At 63.8% G+C, this 20475-nt stretch carries 19 protein-coding genes; 3 read left to right on the forward strand and 16 right to left on the reverse strand.

Going from position 1 to position 20475, the window contains the following annotated elements; all coding sequences use genetic code 11:
* Positions 1-50: 50 nt before the first annotated feature.
* Both FJ964_RS15515 and dhaL read left to right on the forward strand, forming a co-directional pair.
* Positions 51-1058 carry a dihydroxyacetone kinase subunit DhaK gene (locus tag FJ964_RS15515; protein ID WP_140551176.1) on the forward strand — a complete coding sequence of 336 codons (1008 nt, stop codon included), beginning with the start codon at positions 51-53 and terminating at the stop codon, positions 1056-1058.
* 10 nt (positions 1059-1068) lie between these two features.
* Positions 1069-1704, forward strand: a complete 636-nt coding sequence (dhaL, locus tag FJ964_RS15520; protein ID WP_224713286.1) for a dihydroxyacetone kinase subunit DhaL — start codon at positions 1069-1071, stop codon at positions 1702-1704.
* Here the strand turns inward: dhaL and FJ964_RS15525 are convergent.
* The 3 genes from FJ964_RS15525 to FJ964_RS15535 are packed head-to-tail and all read right to left on the reverse strand — an operon-like array spanning position 1701 to position 3726.
* A complete protein-coding gene (locus FJ964_RS15525; protein WP_140551178.1) occupies positions 1701-2144 on the reverse strand; it encodes an RpiB/LacA/LacB family sugar-phosphate isomerase in 444 nt (147 codons plus the stop codon). The two genes, dhaL and FJ964_RS15525, sit on opposite strands and share 4 nt — an antisense overlap.
* 34 nt (positions 2145-2178) lie before the next feature.
* Positions 2179-2937, reverse strand: a complete 759-nt coding sequence (locus FJ964_RS15530; protein WP_140551179.1) for a triose-phosphate isomerase — start codon at positions 2935-2937, stop codon at positions 2179-2181.
* Between the two features lie 18 nt (positions 2938-2955).
* The gene (locus FJ964_RS15535) at positions 2956-3726 is read right to left on the reverse strand and encodes a DeoR/GlpR family DNA-binding transcription regulator (RefSeq protein WP_140551180.1); all 771 of its coding nucleotides are present in this window, start codon (positions 3724-3726) and stop codon (positions 2956-2958) included.
* A 262-nt stretch (positions 3727-3988) separates the two neighbouring features.
* Here FJ964_RS15535 and fba point away from each other — a divergent pair, with 262 nt between their 5' ends.
* Positions 3989-5053, forward strand: coding sequence for a class II fructose-bisphosphate aldolase (fba, locus tag FJ964_RS15540; RefSeq protein ID WP_140551181.1), 1065 nt, complete (start codon positions 3989-3991; stop codon positions 5051-5053).
* Positions 5054-5074: 21 nt separating this feature from the next.
* Here fba and FJ964_RS15545 read toward each other — a convergent pair whose 3' ends face one another.
* The 13 genes from FJ964_RS15545 to FJ964_RS15605 all read right to left on the reverse strand — a co-directional run bounded on the left by FJ964_RS15545 (position 5075) and on the right by FJ964_RS15605 (position 20122).
* Complete coding sequence (locus tag FJ964_RS15545; RefSeq protein ID WP_140551182.1) at positions 5075-5881, reverse strand: amino acid racemase; 807 nt, start codon at positions 5879-5881, stop codon at positions 5075-5077.
* Positions 5878-7239 (reverse strand): cation:dicarboxylase symporter family transporter, encoded by a 1362-nt coding sequence (locus tag FJ964_RS15550; protein ID WP_140551183.1) that lies wholly within the window; start codon positions 7237-7239, stop codon positions 5878-5880. Before FJ964_RS15550 ends, FJ964_RS15545 begins: the two co-directional genes overlap by 4 nt.
* A gap of 2 nt (positions 7240-7241) precedes the next feature.
* Entirely contained in the window at positions 7242-8075 is an 834-nt protein-coding gene (locus FJ964_RS15555) for a transporter substrate-binding domain-containing protein (RefSeq protein WP_181172484.1), read from the reverse strand.
* Between the two features lie 231 nt (positions 8076-8306).
* Positions 8307-9248, reverse strand: a complete 942-nt coding sequence (locus tag FJ964_RS15560; protein WP_140551184.1) for a TIM barrel protein — start codon at positions 9246-9248, stop codon at positions 8307-8309.
* A gap of 48 nt (positions 9249-9296) precedes the next feature.
* Entirely contained in the window at positions 9297-10814 is a 1518-nt protein-coding gene (locus tag FJ964_RS15565) for a glycerol-3-phosphate dehydrogenase (RefSeq protein WP_140551185.1), read from the reverse strand.
* A 46-nt stretch (positions 10815-10860) separates the two neighbouring features.
* A complete protein-coding gene (locus tag FJ964_RS15570) occupies positions 10861-11901 on the reverse strand; it encodes a 2-hydroxyacid dehydrogenase (RefSeq protein WP_140551186.1) in 1041 nt (346 codons plus the stop codon).
* Between the two features lie 10 nt (positions 11902-11911).
* A complete protein-coding gene (locus FJ964_RS15575) occupies positions 11912-13465 on the reverse strand; it encodes an FGGY-family carbohydrate kinase (protein ID WP_140551187.1) in 1554 nt (517 codons plus the stop codon).
* Positions 13465-14589: an ABC transporter ATP-binding protein gene (locus tag FJ964_RS15580; protein WP_140551188.1), complete on the reverse strand. Its 1125-nt coding sequence runs from the start codon at positions 14587-14589 to the stop codon at positions 13465-13467. The genes FJ964_RS15575 and FJ964_RS15580 overlap by 1 nt, the downstream gene beginning before the upstream one ends.
* Complete coding sequence (locus FJ964_RS15585) at positions 14586-15704, reverse strand: ABC transporter ATP-binding protein (protein WP_140551189.1); 1119 nt, start codon at positions 15702-15704, stop codon at positions 14586-14588. The genes FJ964_RS15580 and FJ964_RS15585 overlap by 4 nt, the downstream gene beginning before the upstream one ends.
* A gap of 4 nt (positions 15705-15708) precedes the next feature.
* On the reverse strand, positions 15709-16566 hold the full coding sequence (locus FJ964_RS15590) for a carbohydrate ABC transporter permease (protein ID WP_140551190.1): 858 nt from the start codon (positions 16564-16566) through the stop codon (positions 15709-15711).
* A 12-nt stretch (positions 16567-16578) separates the two neighbouring features.
* Positions 16579-17502, reverse strand: coding sequence for a sugar ABC transporter permease (locus tag FJ964_RS15595; protein WP_023777019.1), 924 nt, complete (start codon positions 17500-17502; stop codon positions 16579-16581).
* Positions 17503-17656: 154 nt separating this feature from the next.
* The gene (locus tag FJ964_RS15600) at positions 17657-19102 is read right to left on the reverse strand and encodes an extracellular solute-binding protein (protein ID WP_140497757.1); all 1446 of its coding nucleotides are present in this window, start codon (positions 19100-19102) and stop codon (positions 17657-17659) included.
* 45 nt (positions 19103-19147) lie between these two features.
* A complete protein-coding gene (locus FJ964_RS15605) occupies positions 19148-20122 on the reverse strand; it encodes a sugar-binding transcriptional regulator (RefSeq protein WP_181165158.1) in 975 nt (324 codons plus the stop codon).
* Positions 20123-20475: the final 353 nt, after the last annotated feature.

The raw sequence follows: 20475 nt of genomic DNA on the forward strand, positions 1-20475 counted from the left end.
GGTAACAGCCTGTAGTATCTCAGGAAAATGCCGAGTTCGGGAGGATGCCGGTGCAGACCAAGAAGATCATCAATGACGGCGATCGTACCGTCGACGAGATGCTAGAGGGAATTCTGGCCGCGCATCCCCGTCATCTCAGGAGCGCGGACGGCAGCCCGCGCTCGATCATCGCCCGCAACGGGCCGCGTCCCGGCAAGGTCGGGCTCGTCGTCGGCGGCGGCTCGGGCCATGAGCCGACCTTTCTTGGTTTTGTCGGCAAGGGCTTGGCGGATGCGGCGGCGATCGGCAATGTCTTTGCCTCGCCGCCACCCGATCCCATCCTTGAATGCGCCAAGGCGGCGAACGGCGGCGCCGGCGTCCTGTTCACATACGGCAACTATGCCGGCGACGTGATGAATTTCGACATGGCGGCCGAAATGGCCGCCATGGACGACATCGAGGTGCGCACGGTGCTGACCACCGACGATGTCGCCTCGGCACCGCGCGACCAGCGGCAGAAGCGCCGCGGCGTCGCCGGCAATTTCTTCGTCTTCAAGGCAGCCGGCGCGGCCTGTGACCGCATGCTCTCCTTCGACGAATGCGAGCGCATCGCGCGCAAGGCCAACGACCATACCTTCACCATGGGCGTGGCGCTGTCGCCCTGCTCGCTGCCGCAGACCCGGCGGCCGAATTTCGAGATCGGGGCCGACGAGATGGAGATCGGCATGGGCATCCATGGCGAGCCGGGCATCGCGCGCGGCAAGCTCGGGACCGCCGACGAGATCACCGACGAGATGCTGGACAAGATCCTTGCCGAGATGGCGCCGCAACGCGGCGACAAGGTCGCGGTACTGGTAAATTCGCTGGGATCGACACCGTTGATGGAACTCTACATCATGAACCGGCGGGTCAAGCAGCGTCTCGACGACATCGGCGTTTCCATCCATGCGACCTGGGTCGGCAGTTATTGCACGTCGCTCGAAATGGCCGGCGCCTCGGTGACGCTGTTCCATCTCGATGGCGAGTTGCAGACGATGCTCGACCATCCATGCGACTGCGCCATGTTCCGCGCCGGCTGAGGAGCGATCCGTGAGCATCGATAGCGTTGACCTGAAGAGAATGTTCGATGCGATCGCGGTGGCGATCGAAGCCGACAAGGACCGGCTCTGCCAGCTCGACGGCGTCATCGGCGACGCCGATCACGGCATCGCCATGGCGCTCGGATTCAACGCCGTGCGCGACGCGCTGGCGCCACTCGACCTGGCGGCGACCGAGCCGACCGCGCTTCTCAATATGGCGGCGAAATCGTTCCTCAACGCCGTCGGTGCTTCGTCTGGCCCGCTCTATGCCACCGCCTTCATGCGCGCCGCCGCCGCCGTCAAGGGCAAGACCACGCTGACCGATGCGGATGTCGTCGCGCTGTTCCAGGCGATGGCGCAAGGCATCCGCGATCGCGGCAAGGCCGAGATCGGCGAGAAGACGATGATCGACGCCTGGTTGCCGGCGGCGGAAGCGGCCGGCGCCAGCAATGCAGCGGGAAAAGGCCTTGCCGAAAGTCTCGACGCGGCAGTGGGCGCGGCACGGCGGGGGGCGGAGGCGACTAAGGACATGATCGCCGCCAAGGGCCGCTCGTCGCGGCTCGGCGAACGCTCGCTCGGCCATATCGACCCCGGCGCCGCCTCGGCCGTAACCGTCATCGAGGCGTTGCGTGAAAGCCTGGCTTAGGCCTGCTTCGCTTCATCGAGCTTGTTGATCGCCTGGACATTGCCGGCCGACGGTCCCTTCTCGTCGAACTCCGAGGCCAACCAGGTATCGACGATCGCCTTGGCGAGTTCCGGGCCGATGACCCGGGCGCCCATGGTGATGATCTGCGCGTTGTTGGATTTGGCGGCGCGCTCGGCTGAATAGGTGTCGTGGGTGAGTGCGGCGCGGATGCCCGGCACCTTGTTGGCCGAGATCGAAACACCGATGCCGGTGCCGCAGAACAGGATGCCGCGGTCGTTCTCGCCGTCGACGATCGTCTGAGCGAGCTTTTGCGACAGGTCGGCATAAAAGCCGGCCTGGCTGAGGTCGCTGACGGTGAGGCCGGACTTTGTCGCGAGATGCGCGGCGATGACATCGAGCAGCGGCTTGCCGGCGCTGTCGGCTCCAATGGCTATTTTCATGGTCGTGTCCTTTCTTGAATGAGATTTCGTTTGTTCAGATCGCCGCCGAGGCGCGCCTGAGGATGTCGATGTAGCCCTCCGCCTGCCAGGCCGAGCGGCCGATAAAAAGGCCATCGATGCTGGGCTGGCCGATCAGCTCGGCCGCATTGCCGGGATTGACGCTGCCGCCATAGAGCACCGGCGGGATGGACGGCAGCAGGCCGCCGGCCACTTTCTTGATCAGCGCCTGCTGTTTGTCGGCATAGGCGGAGCTGGCCGGAATACCCTTGTCGCCGATCGCCCAGACCGGCTCATAGGCAAATAGAATTTTTGCCGCCTTCGCCTCGCCTCCGAGGAACCGCAGCGCACTCTCGACCTGGCTGGTCAACACCGCATCGGCCTTGCCGCTTTCGCGCTCCGCCAGCGTCTCGCCGACGCAGATCAGCGGTATCAATCCGTGCTTGACGGCGGCCGCCGTCTTCAGGCCGACGGTGCGATCGGTCTCGCCGAAATGCTCGCGCCGTTCGCTGTGGCCAAGTTCGACCAGATCTAGGCCGCAGTCGCTCAGCATCAGCGGCGAGATCTCGCCGGTCCAGGCCCCGGCATCGGCCCAGTGCATGTTCTGGGCACCGACCTTGACCCGCGTCGACGACAGCGCCTGCTTGACCTCGCGCACCGCCGTGAAAGGCGGGATGACGAAAGGCTGGATGCGCTCGTCGAAGCCTGGCACGAAGCCCGCCAATGCCCCGGCGAAATCCAGCGCCTCGGCGAGCGTCTTGTTCATCTTCCAGCTTGTACCGACCCAATAAACCACGCCTGCGCTCCTTGACCCTCAATCCTTGTTGGCGACGACCGTCAACGAAACGCCGGCGGCATCCAGCGTGCCGCGAATTCCCGGCTCGGGTTCGCGCCCGGTGAAGACGGCGTCGAAGGCCTTGAGGTCGGTCAGGAAATGTAGCGCCGTGCGGCCGAATTTGCCGTGATCGACCAACAGATATTTACGCGTCGCCGCTTCCATCATCAGCCTCTTGATCTGCACCACCTCCTGGTCCTGGTGGAAAGCGGAGGCGCCATGGATAGCCGATGACGACAGGAAGGCGACATCGGCGCGCAGCGATCTCAGCGAAGCCTCGGCGAGCAGGCCGAAGAAGCCGTGGAACTTCTTGCTGTACTGGCCGCCGAGCGCAATGAGGTCGATGCCCCCGGCGCCGGCCAGATCCTGGATGACGGCCAGATTGTTGGAGATCACCGTCAGCGGCCTGAAATCGGCGAGGTGCCGCGCGATGCCGCCAGCCGTCGAGCCGTCGTCGATGATGACAGTCTGGCCGGGTTCGATCATCGCCACGGCGGCCGCCGCAAGACGCTGCTTTTCCCCTGTCGCCTGCTTCTGCCGGTAACGAAAATCGCTTTCGAAGAGACCGCTCGGCTGGATCGAAGCGCCGCCACGCACCTTGCGCAGGAAACCGCTCTCCTCAAGGTCGTCGAGATCACGATGCACCGTCATCCTGGAGACGCCAAAGCGTGAGGCAAGATCGTCGACGCTCGCCGCGCCGACGTCCATCAGATGGTCCATGATGCCTTGACGCCTGTTATCGCTCTTCATTGCTGCCGATGTCCGCCAACCGACGCTGGCTCTTCGATAAGATAACATAGTTCTTCCTGAAACTATCACGATTTTTGTTATAATGAGATATTTTTCTGGGATATTTCTATGGCTTCATCACGGCCCTGTAACAAGAATTGCTGCCGGGACGGCGTCTGACGGTTGCGGTTGCGCGGAAATCCGGCCAGAAGCATCGGTGGGCTGGACGGTGCGCGGACAGCCCGCAACCACAGGTTCGAAACCAGATACGGGAGACTATTCGTTGGCTCGCATCACACTGAGACAATTGCTCGATCACGCCGCCGAATACGGCTACGGCGTGCCGGCCTTCAACATGAACAACATGGAACAGGGCCTCGCCATCATGGAGGCGGCGGAGGAGACCAAGTCGCCGGTCATCCTGCAGGCAAGCCGCGGTGCGCGTGCCTATGCCAATGACGTGGTGCTGGCCAAGCTGATCGATGCGCTGGTCGAGATCCATCCCGACATCCCGGTCTGCATGCATCTCGACCACGGCAACAACGAGGCCACCTGCGTCACCGCGATCCAGCATGGCTTCACCTCGGTGATGATGGACGGCTCGCTCAAGGAAGACGGCAAGTCGCCGGCCGACTACGCCTATAATTCGGGCATCACCAAGCGTGTCGTCGATATGGCGCATTGGGGCGGCGTGTCGGTCGAAGGCGAGATCGGCGTGCTGGGCTCGCTGGAGAGCGGCGGCGGCGAGCAGGAGGACGGCCACGGCGTCGAAGGCGCGATCAGCCACGACCAGCTTTTGACCGATCCGGTGCAGGCCGAACAGTTCGTGCGCGACACCCATGTCGACGCGCTGGCGGTTGCCATGGGCACCAGCCACGGCGCCTATAAATTCTCGCGCAAGCCGGACGGCGCGGTGCTGGCGATGAACGTCATCGAGGAGATCCACCGCCGCCTGCCCAACATGCACCTGGTCATGCACGGCTCGTCCTCCGTGCCGGTGGAATTGCAGGAGATCATCAACAAATATGGCGGCCAGATGAAGCCGACCTGGGGCGTGCCGGTGGAAGAGATCCAGCGCGGCATCAAGCACGGCGTGCGCAAGATCAACATCGACACCGACAATCGCATGGCGCTGACCGGCGCGATCCGCAAGGTGCTGACGGAAAACCCCTCCGAATTCGACCCGCGCAAATATCTGACGCCGGCGATGGCGGCGATGAGGAAGCTGTGCAAGGAGCGCTTCGAGCAGTTCGGCACCGCAGGCAACGCGCCGAAAATCAAGCCGCTGCCGGTCTCGGAAATGGCCAAGCGCTACAAAGCGGGCAGCCTTGATCCGAAATTCGGCTGAACGAGCAGTTCCCGGAGCGGTTCAGTGTTGGATAGAACCGCCGAACCGCTCCAGCTCTTTACGGGCCAACTCTTTACGGGATGAGAACACCGGCGGAGGTCGCGGAACGTCCTGCGCGGCGAAGCCCAACCGTGTCAAACAGGCTCGCGCCAGGGCCGCATTGCTGTCGATGACGATCAATCCGTTCGTAGGGTTGAGGCTGGCGGCCACCACCGACAGTTCGGTGCAGCCGAGAACGGCCGTGTCGGCGCCGGCCGATCGCACGATTTCAAGCGCACGCTCGGTTTCGCTCGCCGCCTCCGCGATCGAACCACGCTTGACGAGGCCGATCGCTCTGTCGACGCGACCCTGGAATTCCGTACCGGCGGGGAAGCAGAGCTCAAATCCCGCCGCCAACATCTTGTCCCGATAGAAGCCGGAGACCAGCGTGCCCTGCGTGGCGAGGATCGTAACCTTGCCTCGGCCCAGGCTACGATGGGTTTCAGCTACGACCGCGTCGGCGATATGGATGATCCGCGCCTGCGAGCTTGCGGCCAGTTGCTCATACCAATGATGGGCGGTGTTGCACGGCATTGCGATACAGGCAACGCCGAGCGCATTGAGCGTCGAGACCGCGGCTTTCAAAGACGGCAGCGGACCGTCATGGCCGGCAAGGATCGCCTCGGTCCTGTCAGGCAACTGTGGCACGCTGAGGATGACGGCGGGCACATGCTCATTGTCCCGGAACGCCTGGGTCATTCGGGTCAGCTTGAAGTAGAAGTCAGCCGATGCCAACGGCCCGAGGCCGCCGATGACGCCGAGCTGGAGGCCGATGCAGTGATCGATCATCGGACGGGCTCGGCTTCGAGCTGTTCCGAAGCCGCTCCGACAGACTGCGTCGTCTCCCTATGGCTGGGCGCGATCATTGCGGTGCTCGCCGCTACGGTGCAGACGCTGGACAGCGTCATGAACGTGTCGACGGCCGCGTCGACCGCGACGAACAGGGCGAACGCCGCCTCGAAGGGGATCTTCAGATAGCCACAGACGATCGACATCTGGGACAGGATGACCAGACTGCCCATGCCGCCGGTCGTGAGCGCGAGAAGCGCCGAGGTGATGCCGACGAGCAGGAGGTCGGGGATTGCCAGGGGGCGGCCGTAGAGCTGAGCGATGAAAAGAACACCCGACGTGTAAAGCAGCGCCGGGCCAGTGCGCAGCAATGCCGCCTGCAAAGGCACGAGCAGTTCGACGACCACCAGGCTGAACCGCAGACGCTCGCTCAGCAAGTTGATGACCCACGGAAGCGAGGCGACGGTAGAGCGGGTGGTGATGGCGACCATGAGAAGGGGTTGACACGTCTTGATCGTGACCCAGTAGCTTCGCCGAGAGCGGATGGCGATGACGGCAAATGCGCCGGCGATGAATGTGAGGCAGGAAAGACCCATCACCAGCAGATAACCGCCCATCAGCGTGAGCGGCTTGGTTCCGGTCGACGCGGTCTGATCCGCGATCAGGATGAAGGTTGCAAACGGCAATCCCCAGATGAACCAGTTGGTAAGGACCGTGCAGGCCCGGTAAACCGCGTTCAGCGCCTGAGACAGGCTCATCGACGAAGGCTGGGGAATCTTGCCCATCGCGAGCCCGAAGAGTAGGCAGAACAGCAGGACCTGGATGGTTTGACCGGAGGCCAGCGCGCTGAACACGTTGTTCGGCACAAGATCGAGCAGTATCGAGTGCCCGCTGTCGGCCCCCTCGTCAGGTGGCGGTTGGTAGGGGAATGCGAGATCGGTGGATACGCTGCCCTGCGAATTGATGAACTCGCCAAGCTCGATGCGCGATTGCGGATTCTCGATCTGGCCCGGCTGAAGGACAAGCGAGTAGGTGCCACTCACCAATACGCTCAGGAACGACACGACCAGCACCGCCATACCCACGCGGCCCAGGTAACGGACCGAGTTCGGATCCTGAACCATCGACATGATCGAGAAGATGACCGACGAGACCAGGTAGGGCAGGACGACCATCTTGAGGAAGTTCAGGTAGAGCTGCGCGACAGGGCTGATCGCATGGGCAAATGCTGGATAGTAGAGGCCGCAAAGGATGCCCGCCCCGATCATCGCGATCGTCGTCGCGGGCGAGCGCAATACGCGCCTTGCCGCCAGGCGCCAATCGAAAGCCAAAGGTCCGGCTGCTTCCGAGATGGCCATCGTCAGGCTTTGCTCCCCAGCCGGTAGCGCGCGATGATCTCGTCAGTGTTGAGAACCTGCTGGCCGCGCGCGAGATCGAGGTAAAGGTCGATAAAGGCCGCGAGATGCGGATTGTCCGGTCGCACGCCGATTGCGATCGTGTCTACCTTGTCGGTCAGCGTGATCGAGCGCGCGGCGACCGTCATCGACGGATCGTCGACCATCAGCTTCTTGATCTCGAAATCGTCGCGATACGCCATGTCGATCGTCCCGTCGCGGATCGCATCGACCACCATATCCCAGCCTGCGAAACGATGAACTTGTGCATGCGGGAAGGTCGTCGCGGCATAGGTTGCGAATGACGAGCCCTCGATCACGCCGAGATCGCCCGAGAAATCGCGGATGATCTGCTCGGGTGGCTTGCCTTGCGCGATGCGCGCCAGGTTGAGGCGATTGGCGATGAGGCCTTGGTGCAGCATGGCATAGGGCCGGGAATAGAGGATCGACCGGCCACGGCGAAGGGTTCGGCTGAGCTTGCCGATGGCTATGTCCGCCTGGCCGGAAGTCAGCTGTTTCACCATGCCGTCGAACGTTGCGGCGGATCGGTCGAACACCGGCTCGACGCCGAGCTCCGCAGCGATGCCGCGGGCCAGTTCCATGTCTATGCCGCTGTCCCCCGATCCGTCGGCCGGGAAGAATGGATCGGAGGCAAAGGCCGGCATTGCAATGCGCAGCGCATTGCCGCCGACGACGGGAGCGATCTCCGCCTGCTGTCCTGGAGTGTTCGCCGCCCGAGCTTGCGCGGCCAGCAAGCCGACGCCTCCGGCCGTGAGCAGCGTGCGACGTGTAACCGACATGCGGATTCTCTGGTTAGCGAGGGAAGCCGGACAGACAAATCGGACCAATTCGCAGTATGCACGGCGAAGTTAAACAAAAGTATCTTTCGCGTTGTACTTTTATAGCAATCAGCAGCGCAGGCTGCCGCAATACTCGCATTATCTAATATGTCTGGAATATCTGGTTGCTTCGCAGGGCCAATCAGTTGGACCGTCAACAGGCGCGAGCGGCACCGGCTCCCGCCCCGATTTCTACCCGTTTTTCGGCAACAGATCAGGCCTGCCCGTGTCGATGAACGGCGCCCAGTAGTCGACCGATTCGCGGATCATGGCGACCACCTGGTGGTCGACCGGTTCGCGTTCGCGGAACGACAGTTCGAGGCAGATCTCGTTGTCGGTGCCGCCGCCGCGCCGCACAGTCTCGATCAGCTTTTCAGGCGTGATGCGGCCGTTCCTGTTGTGAGCCGCGGTGAACGGCCAGTGGCCGCCCTTGTTCATCGACGATTGCTTGATGTGGATGATCGGCGACTTCCTGGGGAAAGCCTCGGCCCAGGCATAGGGATCGATATCGGCCGGGTTGCTGGAGGTGACGTCGCCATGGTCGATGTCGACCATCATCTCCAGCGGAATGGCCATGCCGGCCGCGTCGATCGCATCCTGCAGCAGCCGGCAATTCTCGATCGTGTGGCCGAACTCGCGGCCGACCGACATCGGCTCCCAGAACAGGTAGTTAAGCCCGGCCGCACGGGCGTGTTCGGCGACCTCGCGCCAGCATTCCAGCGCAATGTCGAACAGGCGCGCGCGGCGCGCGGGATCATCATAATCGCGATGGGTGAAGATCGCGAATTGGGTACCCATGCCGCCGGCGCCAAGCTCGGCCGAGATGTCGGCAAAGGTCTTGAACCAGTCGACATAGTAGCGGCGCACGTCGGCGTCTGGATGGCCGAAATGGTTGAGCCGGCCGTAGGGACCGGTCATGCCCGATGTCACACGCACGCCGGTGCGGTTCAAGGCGCCGCGGAACAGGCGGACGAATTTCACGATCGTCGCCGCCGGCCAGCCCGGATTGACGAATTCATGCGTGAGCTGAATGTCCCTGATGCCGATGTCGTAGGCGATGGTATCAACCAGGTCGTCAGGCTCGGCAAAGCGGTTGACCAGCGGATTGGTGTTGAGGGACAGCGTGAATGCCACGATCGCGATCCTCTCAGCCCTGTCGCGCTACATTGGCGATGATTGCCATCACCCTGCCCTCGCCAGCCGGCTCGCGCACCAGTGTTCGAAAGCCGATCTCTCCTCGGCGGAAAGATGCAGGCCGTGCTTGGTGCGCCGTTCGAGAATGTCGGCCGGTGTCTCAGCCCATTCCTGCTCGAACAGGTAACTGGCCTCGCGCTCGAAGAAATCCTTGCCGAAGCATCGCCCGAGTTCCGCTAGCGAGTGGGCTGCGCCGACCAGAAGGCGTGTCCTGGTCCCATAGAGCCGGCCGTAGTGCTTGAGCAGCGATGCAGGCATCCATGGATACTCCCGCCCGAGATCGCCTAGAAACTGTTCGAAATCGGCATTGGCGATGTCGCCGCCAGGCAGATGCGCCTTCGCCGTCCAGGGCTTGCCCATCCGGGGGAAGAACGGAGCAATCCTGTCCAGCGCATGCTCGGCGAGCTTGCGAAAGGTGGTGATCTTGCCGCCAAAGACGGACAGCAGCGGCGCCTCAGCATCCGGCGCGTCGAGTTCGAAAATATAGTCGCGGGTCACGGCGCTCGGGTTGTCGGCATTGTCGTCATAGAGCGGTCTGACGCCGGAGAACGAATAGACGACATCGCTGCGCGCGAGGCCGCGCTTGAAATAGCGGTTGACCACCCTGATCAGGTACTCGATCTCGCTCTCGTCCGCCGCCACGTCCTCGGGCCGGCCGTCATAGGGAATGTCGGTGGTTCCGATCAGAGCCAGATCGTTCTGATAGGGATTGATGAAGATCACGCGTTTGTCGCTGTTCTGGATGAGATAGGCCTGACGCCCCTCCCAGAATTTGGGCACGACGATATGGCTGCCCTTGACCAGGCGGACATTGCGCGTCGAGTTCTGGCCAGCCACGCGGTTGATGATGTCGTTGACCCAGGGGCCGGCGGCATTGACCAGCGCACGCGCCCGCACGGTGGTTTTCACGCCGGTCTTGCCGTCGCGCATCTCCACTGACCAGAGGCCGCCTTCCCGGCGGGCGGCGGTGCAGGCGGTTCGGGTGTAGACCTTGGCTCCGCGCTCGCGCGCGTCCAGCGCATTGATCAGCACGAGACGGGCGTCGTCGACCCAGCAGTCGGAATATTCGAAACCGCGCTTGAATTCGTCCTTGATCGGCGCGCCTTCGGGCGCGGTGCGCAGATCGAGCGTGCGGGTAGCCGGCAGCCGCTTGCGGCCGCCAAGATGGTCGTAGAGGAACAGGCCGAGCCTGACCAGCCATGCCGGCCGGTCGTCAGGACTGTGCGGCAGCACGAAGCGCATCGGCCAGATGATGTGCGGCGCCGATTCCAACAGCACCTCGCGCTCGATCAGCGCCTCGCGCACCAGGCGGAATTCATAATATTCGAGATAGCGCAGGCCGCCATGGACGAGCTTGCCCGATCGCGAACTGGTGCCTTCCGCCAGATCGTCCTTTTCGCACAGAATGACGGAGAGGCCGCGGCCTGCCGCATCGCGGGCGATGCCGGCGCCGTTGACGCCGCCGCCGATGACGACGAGATCGACGATTTCGGGTCCGCCGCTCATCTCGTCACGATCTCGCTGCCGGATTTACGCGCCATGGCTGCCGCTCTCAGCACGGATTGACCGGAGGCAGCCCGGCGATATAGCGGCGCACCTCCTCGGCGGCCTGCTCGGCCGCATAGGTCACGGTGCGCACCGAGGCGCCGGCAATATGCGGCGTCAGCGTCACGTTGGGGAGCCGTAGCAAGGGCCAGTCCGATGGCACCGGTTCGACCGCGAACGTCTCCAGCATGGCACTTGCGATCTGTCCCGAAACAAGCGCCTCGTACAGGGCGTCATAGTCGACCAGCGGCCCACGCGCCGTGTTGACAAAGATCACGCCGGGTTTCATCCGCGCGATGGCGTCCTTGCCGATCAGGCCGCGCGTCTCCTGCGTCACCCGCGAATGCAGCGTGACCACATCGGAACGGGACAGGAGATCGTCCAGAGCGACGAGCTCGACGCCGGCATTGCGGTCCTCGGCGCTCAACTGCACATAGGGGTCGCTGACCAGGACGTGGCAGCCGAAAGCGCGCAGCAGCCTGACTACCTTTGTTCCGATATTGCCATAACCGACGACACCGACGGTCATCTCGCTAAGCTCGCGGCCGGTGCGGTCGGCGCGATAGAGATCGCCGCGCCATTCGCCCCTGCGCAGCGCTTCGTGGCCGACCCGGATCAGCCGCGTTTCGGCCAGTATGGCGCCGATGGCGAATTCGGCCACGGCGGTCGCGTTGCGGCCGGGCACATTGACGACGGTGATGCCATGCGTGCGGGCCGCTTCCATGTCGATGTTGATCGGGCCGCCGCGCGAAACCGCGACCAGCTTCAGCGCCGGCAGGCGCCGCATCATGCCCTCCGACAGGGGTGCGAGCTGGGTGACGAGGATCTCGGCATCGGCGATGAACTCGACGACCTCGTCGGGACGGCCGAAATACTCCTTGACCTTGTCGAGGCCGAGCGCCGGGTCGCCGAATTCCATCGGCTCGTCGGGCCAGGCCGTCTGCAATGTCCTGACATCGAGGTCACCGCTCGCGACCTTCTCGATTTTGGCGCGAAACACCTCCGGAAGCATGAAGTTGTCGCCAATGATCGCTATTTTCCTGGGCATACTCGACTTCTCAATTTGCCTGCACTGAAGCCATCGCGCGCCAGACCGGCCGCAACGCCTGGTGCGCCAACATGTAGGACGGGCTCATCCTGTCATAGATCGCGGCGAGGTTCCGATCGCTCGGCTCGGCCTCGCCAAGCAGCGGCGTTACCCATTCCGCGACGCATTCGTCCATCGACTTATACAGGCCGACGCATACCGCCGCGATCATCGCCGCGCCGGCCGCCCCGGCCTCCTCGCGCTCACTGGTGCGGATGTCCGCGCCGACGGCGGCACCGAGGATCTTGCGCAGCGCCGGGCTTCGGGCGGCGCCGCCGGTCAGCCGGATCTCGCGCGGCAATGGCCCCATGGCGGCGTAGCAATCGCGCGCGGCGAAGGCCAATCCCTCGAAGACGGCGCGCACCAGATCGGCATAACCGTGACGCGAGGAAATGCCGACGAAGCCGGCCCTGGCATTGGCATCGACGAACGGCCCCCGCTCGCCGGCCTCGGACACGTAGGGCTGGTAGAGCAACGACGCCGGCTGCGATGCGGCGATCCAGGTGTCGACGAGCGCGATCATCTCGCCATTGCTGCGGGTGATGCCTTGCGAGGCGAGGATGCCGGAGGCCAGCCCAAGCACCCAGTCGATGTTGAGCGTCGCCGCCATGTTGGACTGCATCTGCGCGAACACGCCGGGCGCCGGCATGGCCATGGTGTAGCCGGTCGCGGCCTCGTTGAGCTGCACGTCGTCCGGCGTCTCGGCCAGCCGCATATGCATGCCGGTCGAGCCGATGATGGTGCAGCCGGGCTTGCGCTCGCGGTCGAGCAGGCCGGCGCCAAGCGCGGTGCAGACGACGTCGACATAGCCGAGCACGACCGGCGTGCCGGCAAGCATGCCGGTGGCGGCGGCCGCCGCCTGCGACAGTGCGGCGCTGTGCGTGGTGCCGTCCGTGACCGGCGGCAGCAAATGCCTGAGGTCGGCGACGCCGAGCACGTCGAGCACATCCTCGCTATAGTCGCGGGTGCGGAAATCGCCAAAGGTGAAGGTCCCCTCGGAGGGATCGGTGGCACGTTCGCCGGTCAGCTTGAAATAGAGCCAGTCCTTGCAGTGAAACGCCGTCGCCGCCTTGGCGAGCATTTCTGGCATGTTGCGCTTCATGAACACGAATTGCGAGCCCTGCTGGCAGGCGGCGAGCCCGCTGCCGGTCTTTTCGAAGCGCAGTCTGTCTTCCGGCCGCGCGCGTATTTCCTCGACGACGCCTGCGGCGCGCGCGTCGAGCCAGAGCCAGCCCTTCGCCACCGGCTCGCCCTTGCCGTCGATCAGCCAGGTGCCGTCGCCCTGCCCGGTCACCGCGATGGCGATGGTCCGGCCGGCGAGATCGGGCACTTTCTCGGCGAGCTGGCGCAAGGTCGCCGCCGCATCCGCCCATGTGCGCGCTAGATCCTGTTCGGCGCCGCCGCCCGGCAGCGTCTCGTAACGGTTCGGCGTTGCCGCGGCGGCGATCTGCCGGCCCTTCGTGTCGAAGGCGATGGACTTGATGACGGAGGTGCCGGCGTCGATGCCGATCAAGAGATCACGCATCAGGCGAGCTCCATGCCGTGCGAGATGGCCTCGCCGCTCGCCTGGTCGAAGACATGCAGGTTCTTCGGGTCGATGCTGACATTGATCGGCGCGCCAAGGTCCAGCCGGGTGCGGTCGTGCTCGACCAGGACCAGCGAGCCGCCGGCGAAATCGGCCGCTATATGGGTCTGGTCGCCAAGCCATTGATTGGCCGAAACCCTGGCGGGGACACCTTCCTTCGAGCGCCGCACCGCGTAAGGCCTGATGCCGATGACGACCCGCTCGCGGCTGAGCAGCTGGTCGCGGACGGGAGCGCTGAAGGCGTCCTTATCGTAGTCGAGCGACAGGCCATCGGGCAGCTTGAGATTGATGCGCCCGGCGGTGGCGCCGACATAGGCCTCGAAGACGTTCATCGGCGGCTCGCCGACGAAGGTGCCGGTGAACAGGTTCGCCGGACGTTCCTTGATCCGGTCCGGTGTGTCGAACTGCTGCAACACGCCGCCTTCCATCACCGCGATGCGGTCGGCAAGCGCATTGGCCTCGGTCTGGTCGTGGGTGACCAGGATCGCGGTCAAGCCGCGCTCCTTGATGAAATGCTTGATGCGGCCGCGCAGCACGGCGCGAAGCTGCGGCTCGAGCTGCCCCATCGGCTCGTCGAGCAGATGCAGGTCGGCATCGCGGATCAGCGCCCGGCCCAGGCTGGCGCGCTGCTGCTGGCCACCGGAGATGGAGCTGGGGTAACGTTCCAATATGTCCTCGATCTCGAGCAGCTTGGCGATGCTGGCGACCCTGGCCTCGACCTCGCTTCTGGGCAGCCGGGCCGCCTTGAGCGCGAAGGCCATGTTCTCGCGCACCGTCAGCGGCGGGTAGAGCGAATAGCCCTCGAAGGCCATCGCCACGTTGCGCCTGACCGGCGGCAGCGTGTGCACCTGGCGGCCGGCGACCGAGATCGCGCCGCGCGACACCTCCTCGAAGCCGGCGATCATGCGCAGCGTCGAGGTCTTGCCGCAGCCGGACGAACCGAGCAGCGCCACGATCTCGCCCTTGTGGATCTCCATCGTCAGCTTCTTGACGGCGTGGACGCCCCGGTCGATCGGGCCATAGAATTTGTCGACGCCGGAAATGGTGAGTGCGCTCGCGCTCATGCGGCTTCTCCGTTGCGCAAACTGACGACGTTCTTGGAGCCGATGCGCTCGCCGCTGGCGCGATCGAACAACAGGGCGCTCTTGCCGTCGACGGCGATATAAGCCTTGCCTTCGCTGCGGCCCGGTGTTCCGGCCGGCCGCGAAACCAAGATCTCGCGGCCGCGCAGCGTGCGCACCAGCGTGACGATCTTTTCGTTGAGCGGCGTTTCGGCCTCAACCGTCACCGGAATGGCGCCGGGTTCATTTTCGCCGACGAAATGCAGTGCTTCCGGCCTGAGCCCGATGATGCAGTCGCGGCCGACCGCGGTCTCGGGAGCCCCGGCGAGATGGACCTGCACATTCGATAAGGCGACATGGATTCCCTTGGCGCCAAGCGCCGGCTTGACGTCGAGCAGGTTGATGGTCGGGTCGCCGAACAGCCGCGCGATCTCGACATTTGCCGGCTCGCGATAAATCTGTTCGGGCGTGCCGAGCTGGCTGATGACGCCTTGCGACATGACCGCGATGCGGTCGCCGAGCGCCATGGCTTCCTTATAGTCCTGGGTGACGTAAACGACCGTGGCGCCGCGGTCTGCGAGCAGGCGCGGCAGTTCGAGCCGCATCTCGAAGCGCAGCTTGGCGTCGACATTGCGCAAGGGATCGTCGAGCAGCAGCAGCGGCGGCGAGCCGACCAGCGCACGGGCAAGTGCTGTGCGCTGCTTCTGGCCGTTGGAAAGAGCACGCGGCTTATGCGAGAGCACATGGGCGATCTTCAGCAGCCTGGCGACGCTCTCGACGCCGGCCTTGATCGCGCCCTGCGACGACCGCTTGGCCTCCAGCGGCGTAGCGATGTTGTCGAACGCGCTCATATGCGGAAACAGCGCGAAATTCTGGAACGCCATGCCGACGCCACGGAATTCAGCGTCGACATCGGTCATGTCCTCGCCGCCGATGAGGATCTTGCCTTCATCGGGGTCGATGACGCCGGCGACGAGGCGCAACAGCACCGTCTTGCCGGCGCCGGAGGGTCCGAACAGGACGAGCGTCTCGCCGTCGGCGACGGTCAGCGACAGATTGTCGAGCACGGTCTGGCTCTTGTAGCGCTTGACGATTTTTCTGAGTTCGAGGCTGGCCATGGAACTACCCCTTCACCGCGCCGAGCGACAGGCCTTCGACAAGGTAGCGCTGCGCATAGAGGGCGAGCGCCAGCGTCGGCGTGATCGACAAAACGATGGCCGCCGAGATCTGGCCGTACTGGATGCCCGAGGAGGTGATGAAGGCGAGCGCGCCGACCGTCACCGGCTGCTTGTCGGCCGAGGCCAGCACCAGCGCGAAAACGAAATTGTTCCAGGCGAAGATGAAGGCGAGCAGGCCGGCCGCGGCGATGCCTGGGCCGGCGAGCGGCAGCGCTATTCTGCGGAAGGTGGCGAACCAGGAATGGCCGCCGATGCGATAGGCATATTCGATGTCGGCCGGAATATCCTCGAAATAGCCGCGCACGATCCACAGGATCAGCGGCAGGCAGATCAGCTGGTAGACCCAGATCAGCCCGATATAGGTGTTGGCCAACCCGAGCTTCTGGAAATAGAGCGTAAGCGGCAACAGCACCAGCAGGGCCGGCGCGAACCTGAACGACAGCAGCGTGAAGGCGATGTCCTCCGAGCCGCGGAACTTGTGCCGCGCGAAGGCGTAGGCCGCCGGGACGCCGAGCAGCAGCGAGACCGCGACCGAGGTCACCGACAGGAAAACCGAATTCCAGAGATTGCGCATGAAGGCGATGTCGAGCGTACCGGCGGCGGTCGTCAGCTTGCCGGTAATCAGCGCGGTGTAGTTGGCAAGCGTCGGCTCGAAGACCAGCTGCGGCGGAATGCGCAGGATGGTCTCGTTGGTCTGGAACGACATCATCAGGATCCAGACGATCGGGAACATGAAGAAGATCACGACCAGCGTCAGCGCCGCGCCGCGCAAGATGCGTTCAAGCAAGGAGGTGTGTTCCATGGCTGCCTCCTCCTATGCTTGGCCCCGGGCGCGCTCGCGCAGCCTGAGCCAGTTCTTGATGAAGATGTTGGAGAGGAAATAGGTGATCGCCCACAGGATGATCATCAGCGCCGCCGAGCGGCCGACATTGGTCGACTGGAAGAAGTTGAGGTAGGCCTCGACCTGGAACACGGTCAGCGTGTCGCCCGGTCCTCCTTGCGTCATGGCGTAGATGATGTCGAACTGCTGGATGGAATCGAGCAGGCGGAACAAAGTCGCCGTCAGGATGTAGGGCGTCAGCATCGGCAGCGTGATGCGGAAGAAGACGAAGCTCCTCGGCACGCCGTCGAGGGCGGCGGCCTCGAAGGGCTGCGTCGGCAGGCTGCGCAGCCCAGCAAGCAGCAGGATCATGATGAAGGGCGTGTAGACCCAGATATCGACGAGAACGACGGTGAACAAAGCCGTCGACGGCGACGAGGCCCAGCGGAAATCCTGTAAGCCGATGAGGCTGGCGAGATAGCTCAGCACGCCGAAGCCGGGATTGGTCATCAGCTTCCACATCAGCGCGGCCAGCGCCGGCGCCGTCATCAGCGGCATCAGCAGCATGATCGAGATAAAATTGTTCAGGGTCGAGCGCTTCTGCAAAAGCAGCGCGATGGCCAGGCCGAGAAGCAGTTCCAGCACCACCGTGGTGCCGGCATAGAGCAGCGAGACCTTGAGCGTGTTCCAGAACTTCGGATCCGTGAAAAAGGAGATGTAGTTGTCGCCCCAGTTGAACTGCCGCGCCCAGGGCTGGCTCAGCCGATAGCGCTGGAACGAATACACGACCGAGGTCAGGAACGGAATCAGGATGCCGATACAGACCAGCAGAGCCGGCAGGCTGAGCACGTAGGGCAGCACTCTCTTGCTGATCCTGAAGCCCGAGGGCTTGGGTCTTTGCGATACCACCGCAGTCATCGTGCTGCTCCGTTGTCCCTGTCGCTCCGCCCTGCCGGCCGCCCAAGGGAGCAAGGCGGCCGGTCGGGCGAATTAGCGGCCACCTTACGGCACCGCGTCGCAAGCTTGAAAAGGTCGGACCGGCCTGCCAGGGCTGGCCGGTCCTCCGTTACATCTAGCCGAGGCCGGCTTCCTTGAGCTGGCCGTTGATGCTTTCGGCCAGCTTGTCGAGACCCTCGTCCACCGGCACTTCCTTGGCCACCATCTTCTGCAGCGTCGCCGCCCATTCGGTGGTGAGATCGAAGAACAGCGGCTGCGCGGTGAACTTGATCGAGGCGCCCGGCGCCGAGGCGTCGAACATCTCGACGTAGCCGGGATAGCTCTTGTTCAGCTTCTCGCGGAATGTCTCATCCTTCCAGACCGACTGGCGGACCGGATTGACGAAATCCATCTTGGTGGCGCCGAACAGTGCATGCTCGGGTCCGGAGGCCCATTGCATGAAGTACCATGTGGCGTCCTTGTCCTTGGAGAAGTTGGACATCGACAGCGACCAGATCCAGATGTTCGGCGTTGGCGCCTTGGCCTCCGGGTTGGCCTTGAAGGCGGCGAAGGCAAGCTTGCCGGCCATCTTGTTGTCGCCGCCATTCATGAAGTAGCCGAGGATGTCGGCGTCGAAGATCATCGCCGAGGCGCCGGCGCCGAGATCGGCGCCGACCTGGTACCAGGTGTAGGTCGACCAGTCCTTCGGACCGCTTTCCTGGATCATCTGCACCCATTGCTTGTGGAAAGCCTTGGACTGGGCAGTGTTCATGGCGGCCGACAATTTGCCGTCGGCCGACACGTTCAGGTCCTTCTGGTCGAAATTGGCGTAGGCCGACAGGAAGCCCGGATGGATCGTCGCCCAGGAGCGCGACCCGCGCACGCCAATGCCGTAGACGCCGCCGCCGACATCCTTGGTGAGCTTGGCGGCAGCGGCCACCATCTCGTCCATATTGCCGGGAACCTTGACGCCCGCCTTGTCGAACATCCCCTTGTTGTAGGTGATGTTGTTTTGTTCGAAGCCCCACGGAATGCACCATTGCTTGGCGTCTTCGGAGCCCAGAGCCCCGCCCGGCTTGCCGTTCCAGGCGCAGGAGTTCTTGACGCCGGGCAGGAAGTCGTCCCAGGCATAGTTGGGGTTGGTCTTGGCCGGATCCTTGATCCATTCATTCAGGTCGGTGATCCAGCCGGCTGGGCCGTAGGTCCAGGTCATGTAGGCGCCGGTCATGAAGGCATCGTATTCGGGCGAGCTCGCCGACAACGCGGCCGTGACCTTGTCGAAATAAACGTCTTCCGGGAACACGTCGTAGACGACATTCATGCCGGTCAACTGCTTGAAGTTTTCGAGGTTGGCGATCATCGCATCCGCATAGGGATGCTTGTTGAGCAGGAGCTTGATGGTCTTGCCCTGGTGCGCCTTCCAGTCGAAGTCGGCGGCCAGCGCCCGGGTCTGCCCAAGATTGAGCAGCGTACCGGCCGTGCCGGCGGCAAGGCCCATCGCACCCAGGCCCTTGATCAGCCCACGACGGTCGACTTGTCCGCGCAGGAAAGCGTCAATGAGGTCTTTCTCTTTCTCATGCATTTGGTCTTCTCCTCCACAGGGTAGTTTTAACTGAACCGACGCCGGCTACCCGACTGGCGTCTCCTCCACGAGCGATCGCGCTGTCCGCTCATCAGTTATCAGGCCCTTGAGATAGCGGCCCTCCAGCACCGCTTTGACCGCTCGAACCTTGACCTTGCCGCCGGCGACCGCGACGATCCGGCGGCTGGCGATGTCCTCGCGCGCCAGCGCCAGCGCCCGGTTGGAAAGGGTTGTTGCCACCGCTTTGCCGGCATCGTCGAAGAAATGGCCGAGCAATTCGCCGACGCCGCCATTGCGGCGGATCTCCTCCATCTCGCCCTTCTCGATCATGCCGGTGGCGACGAGCGAGGCTTCGCGTTCGGCCGTGCCGATGCCGGCAAACAAAAGGTCGGCGGATCTTGCGAGATCGAAAACCTCACTGATGCCCTTCTGTCCCAGCAACACCGCGCGGTCGTCCACAGTGTTGGCGAACATCGGCACCGGCATCACATAGGCTTCGGCGCCGGTGCGCTCGGCGAGGCGGTGAATGACGTCATGCGGGTTGGCCGAGAACTTCCGCGTCAGGCCGCCGAGCAGCGAAACGAAGCGGATCTTGTCTGTCGAGCTGCGCGGCAGGTATTCCACGCAGGCGGCGAGCGTGCGGCCATGGCCGACGCCGATCAGCGCCTGCTCGCCGCGTTCGATCTCCCGCTTGAGGAATTGCGCGCCGGCGATGCCGAGCGCCTTGAGCGGCAACTCCTCGGAATCGAAATCGGGAACCACCTCGCAATAATCGAGGCCGTAGCGGCGCGACAGCTCGTCCTCGAGCTCGACGCATTCCGAGACTTCGCCGTCGATATAGACCTTCACCAACCCTTCCTGATTGGCCTTGGTGATCAGGCGGTGGGCCTTGAGGCTGGTCAGCCCGAGGCGCTTGGCAACCTCGGACTGGGTCAGGCCGCCGGCGTAATGAAGCCAGGCGGCGCGTGCCGCCATGCCGGTTTCATCATCGCGCAAGAGGCCGTTTCCAAATCCAACCACGTTCCGCCCTTTGATATTTTTTTCAGTTTCTGCAAAATTTTTCACACCGACGCGCCGGAGTCAAGCGCCAAGGGCCTGCAAAATCACGCGAGGTTCAAAAACGGGCGCTGATTTTCAACGAGAATGGACATGCGGACACCTGACACGCGGCACCTATCAGGGCCACGGCGACCGCTCAAAAGAAAGCGGCGTCGGTTTATATTTCGCGCAGGAACCCGATCACCATCGCCGCCAGGTGAAGCGCCGCCGCCCAGCGGCCCGCCGGTGAGCGGATCGCAGCATTCGGCAAGCCGCTTTCGGTGATCAGGTCCAGGCTGGACCGCGTGATGGGCCGAGCGACGTCGATGTGCCCG

Origin of the sequence: Mesorhizobium sp. B2-3-2 (assembly GCF_006442295.1) — a bacterium.
GTDB lineage: Bacteria > Pseudomonadota > Alphaproteobacteria > Rhizobiales > Rhizobiaceae > Mesorhizobium.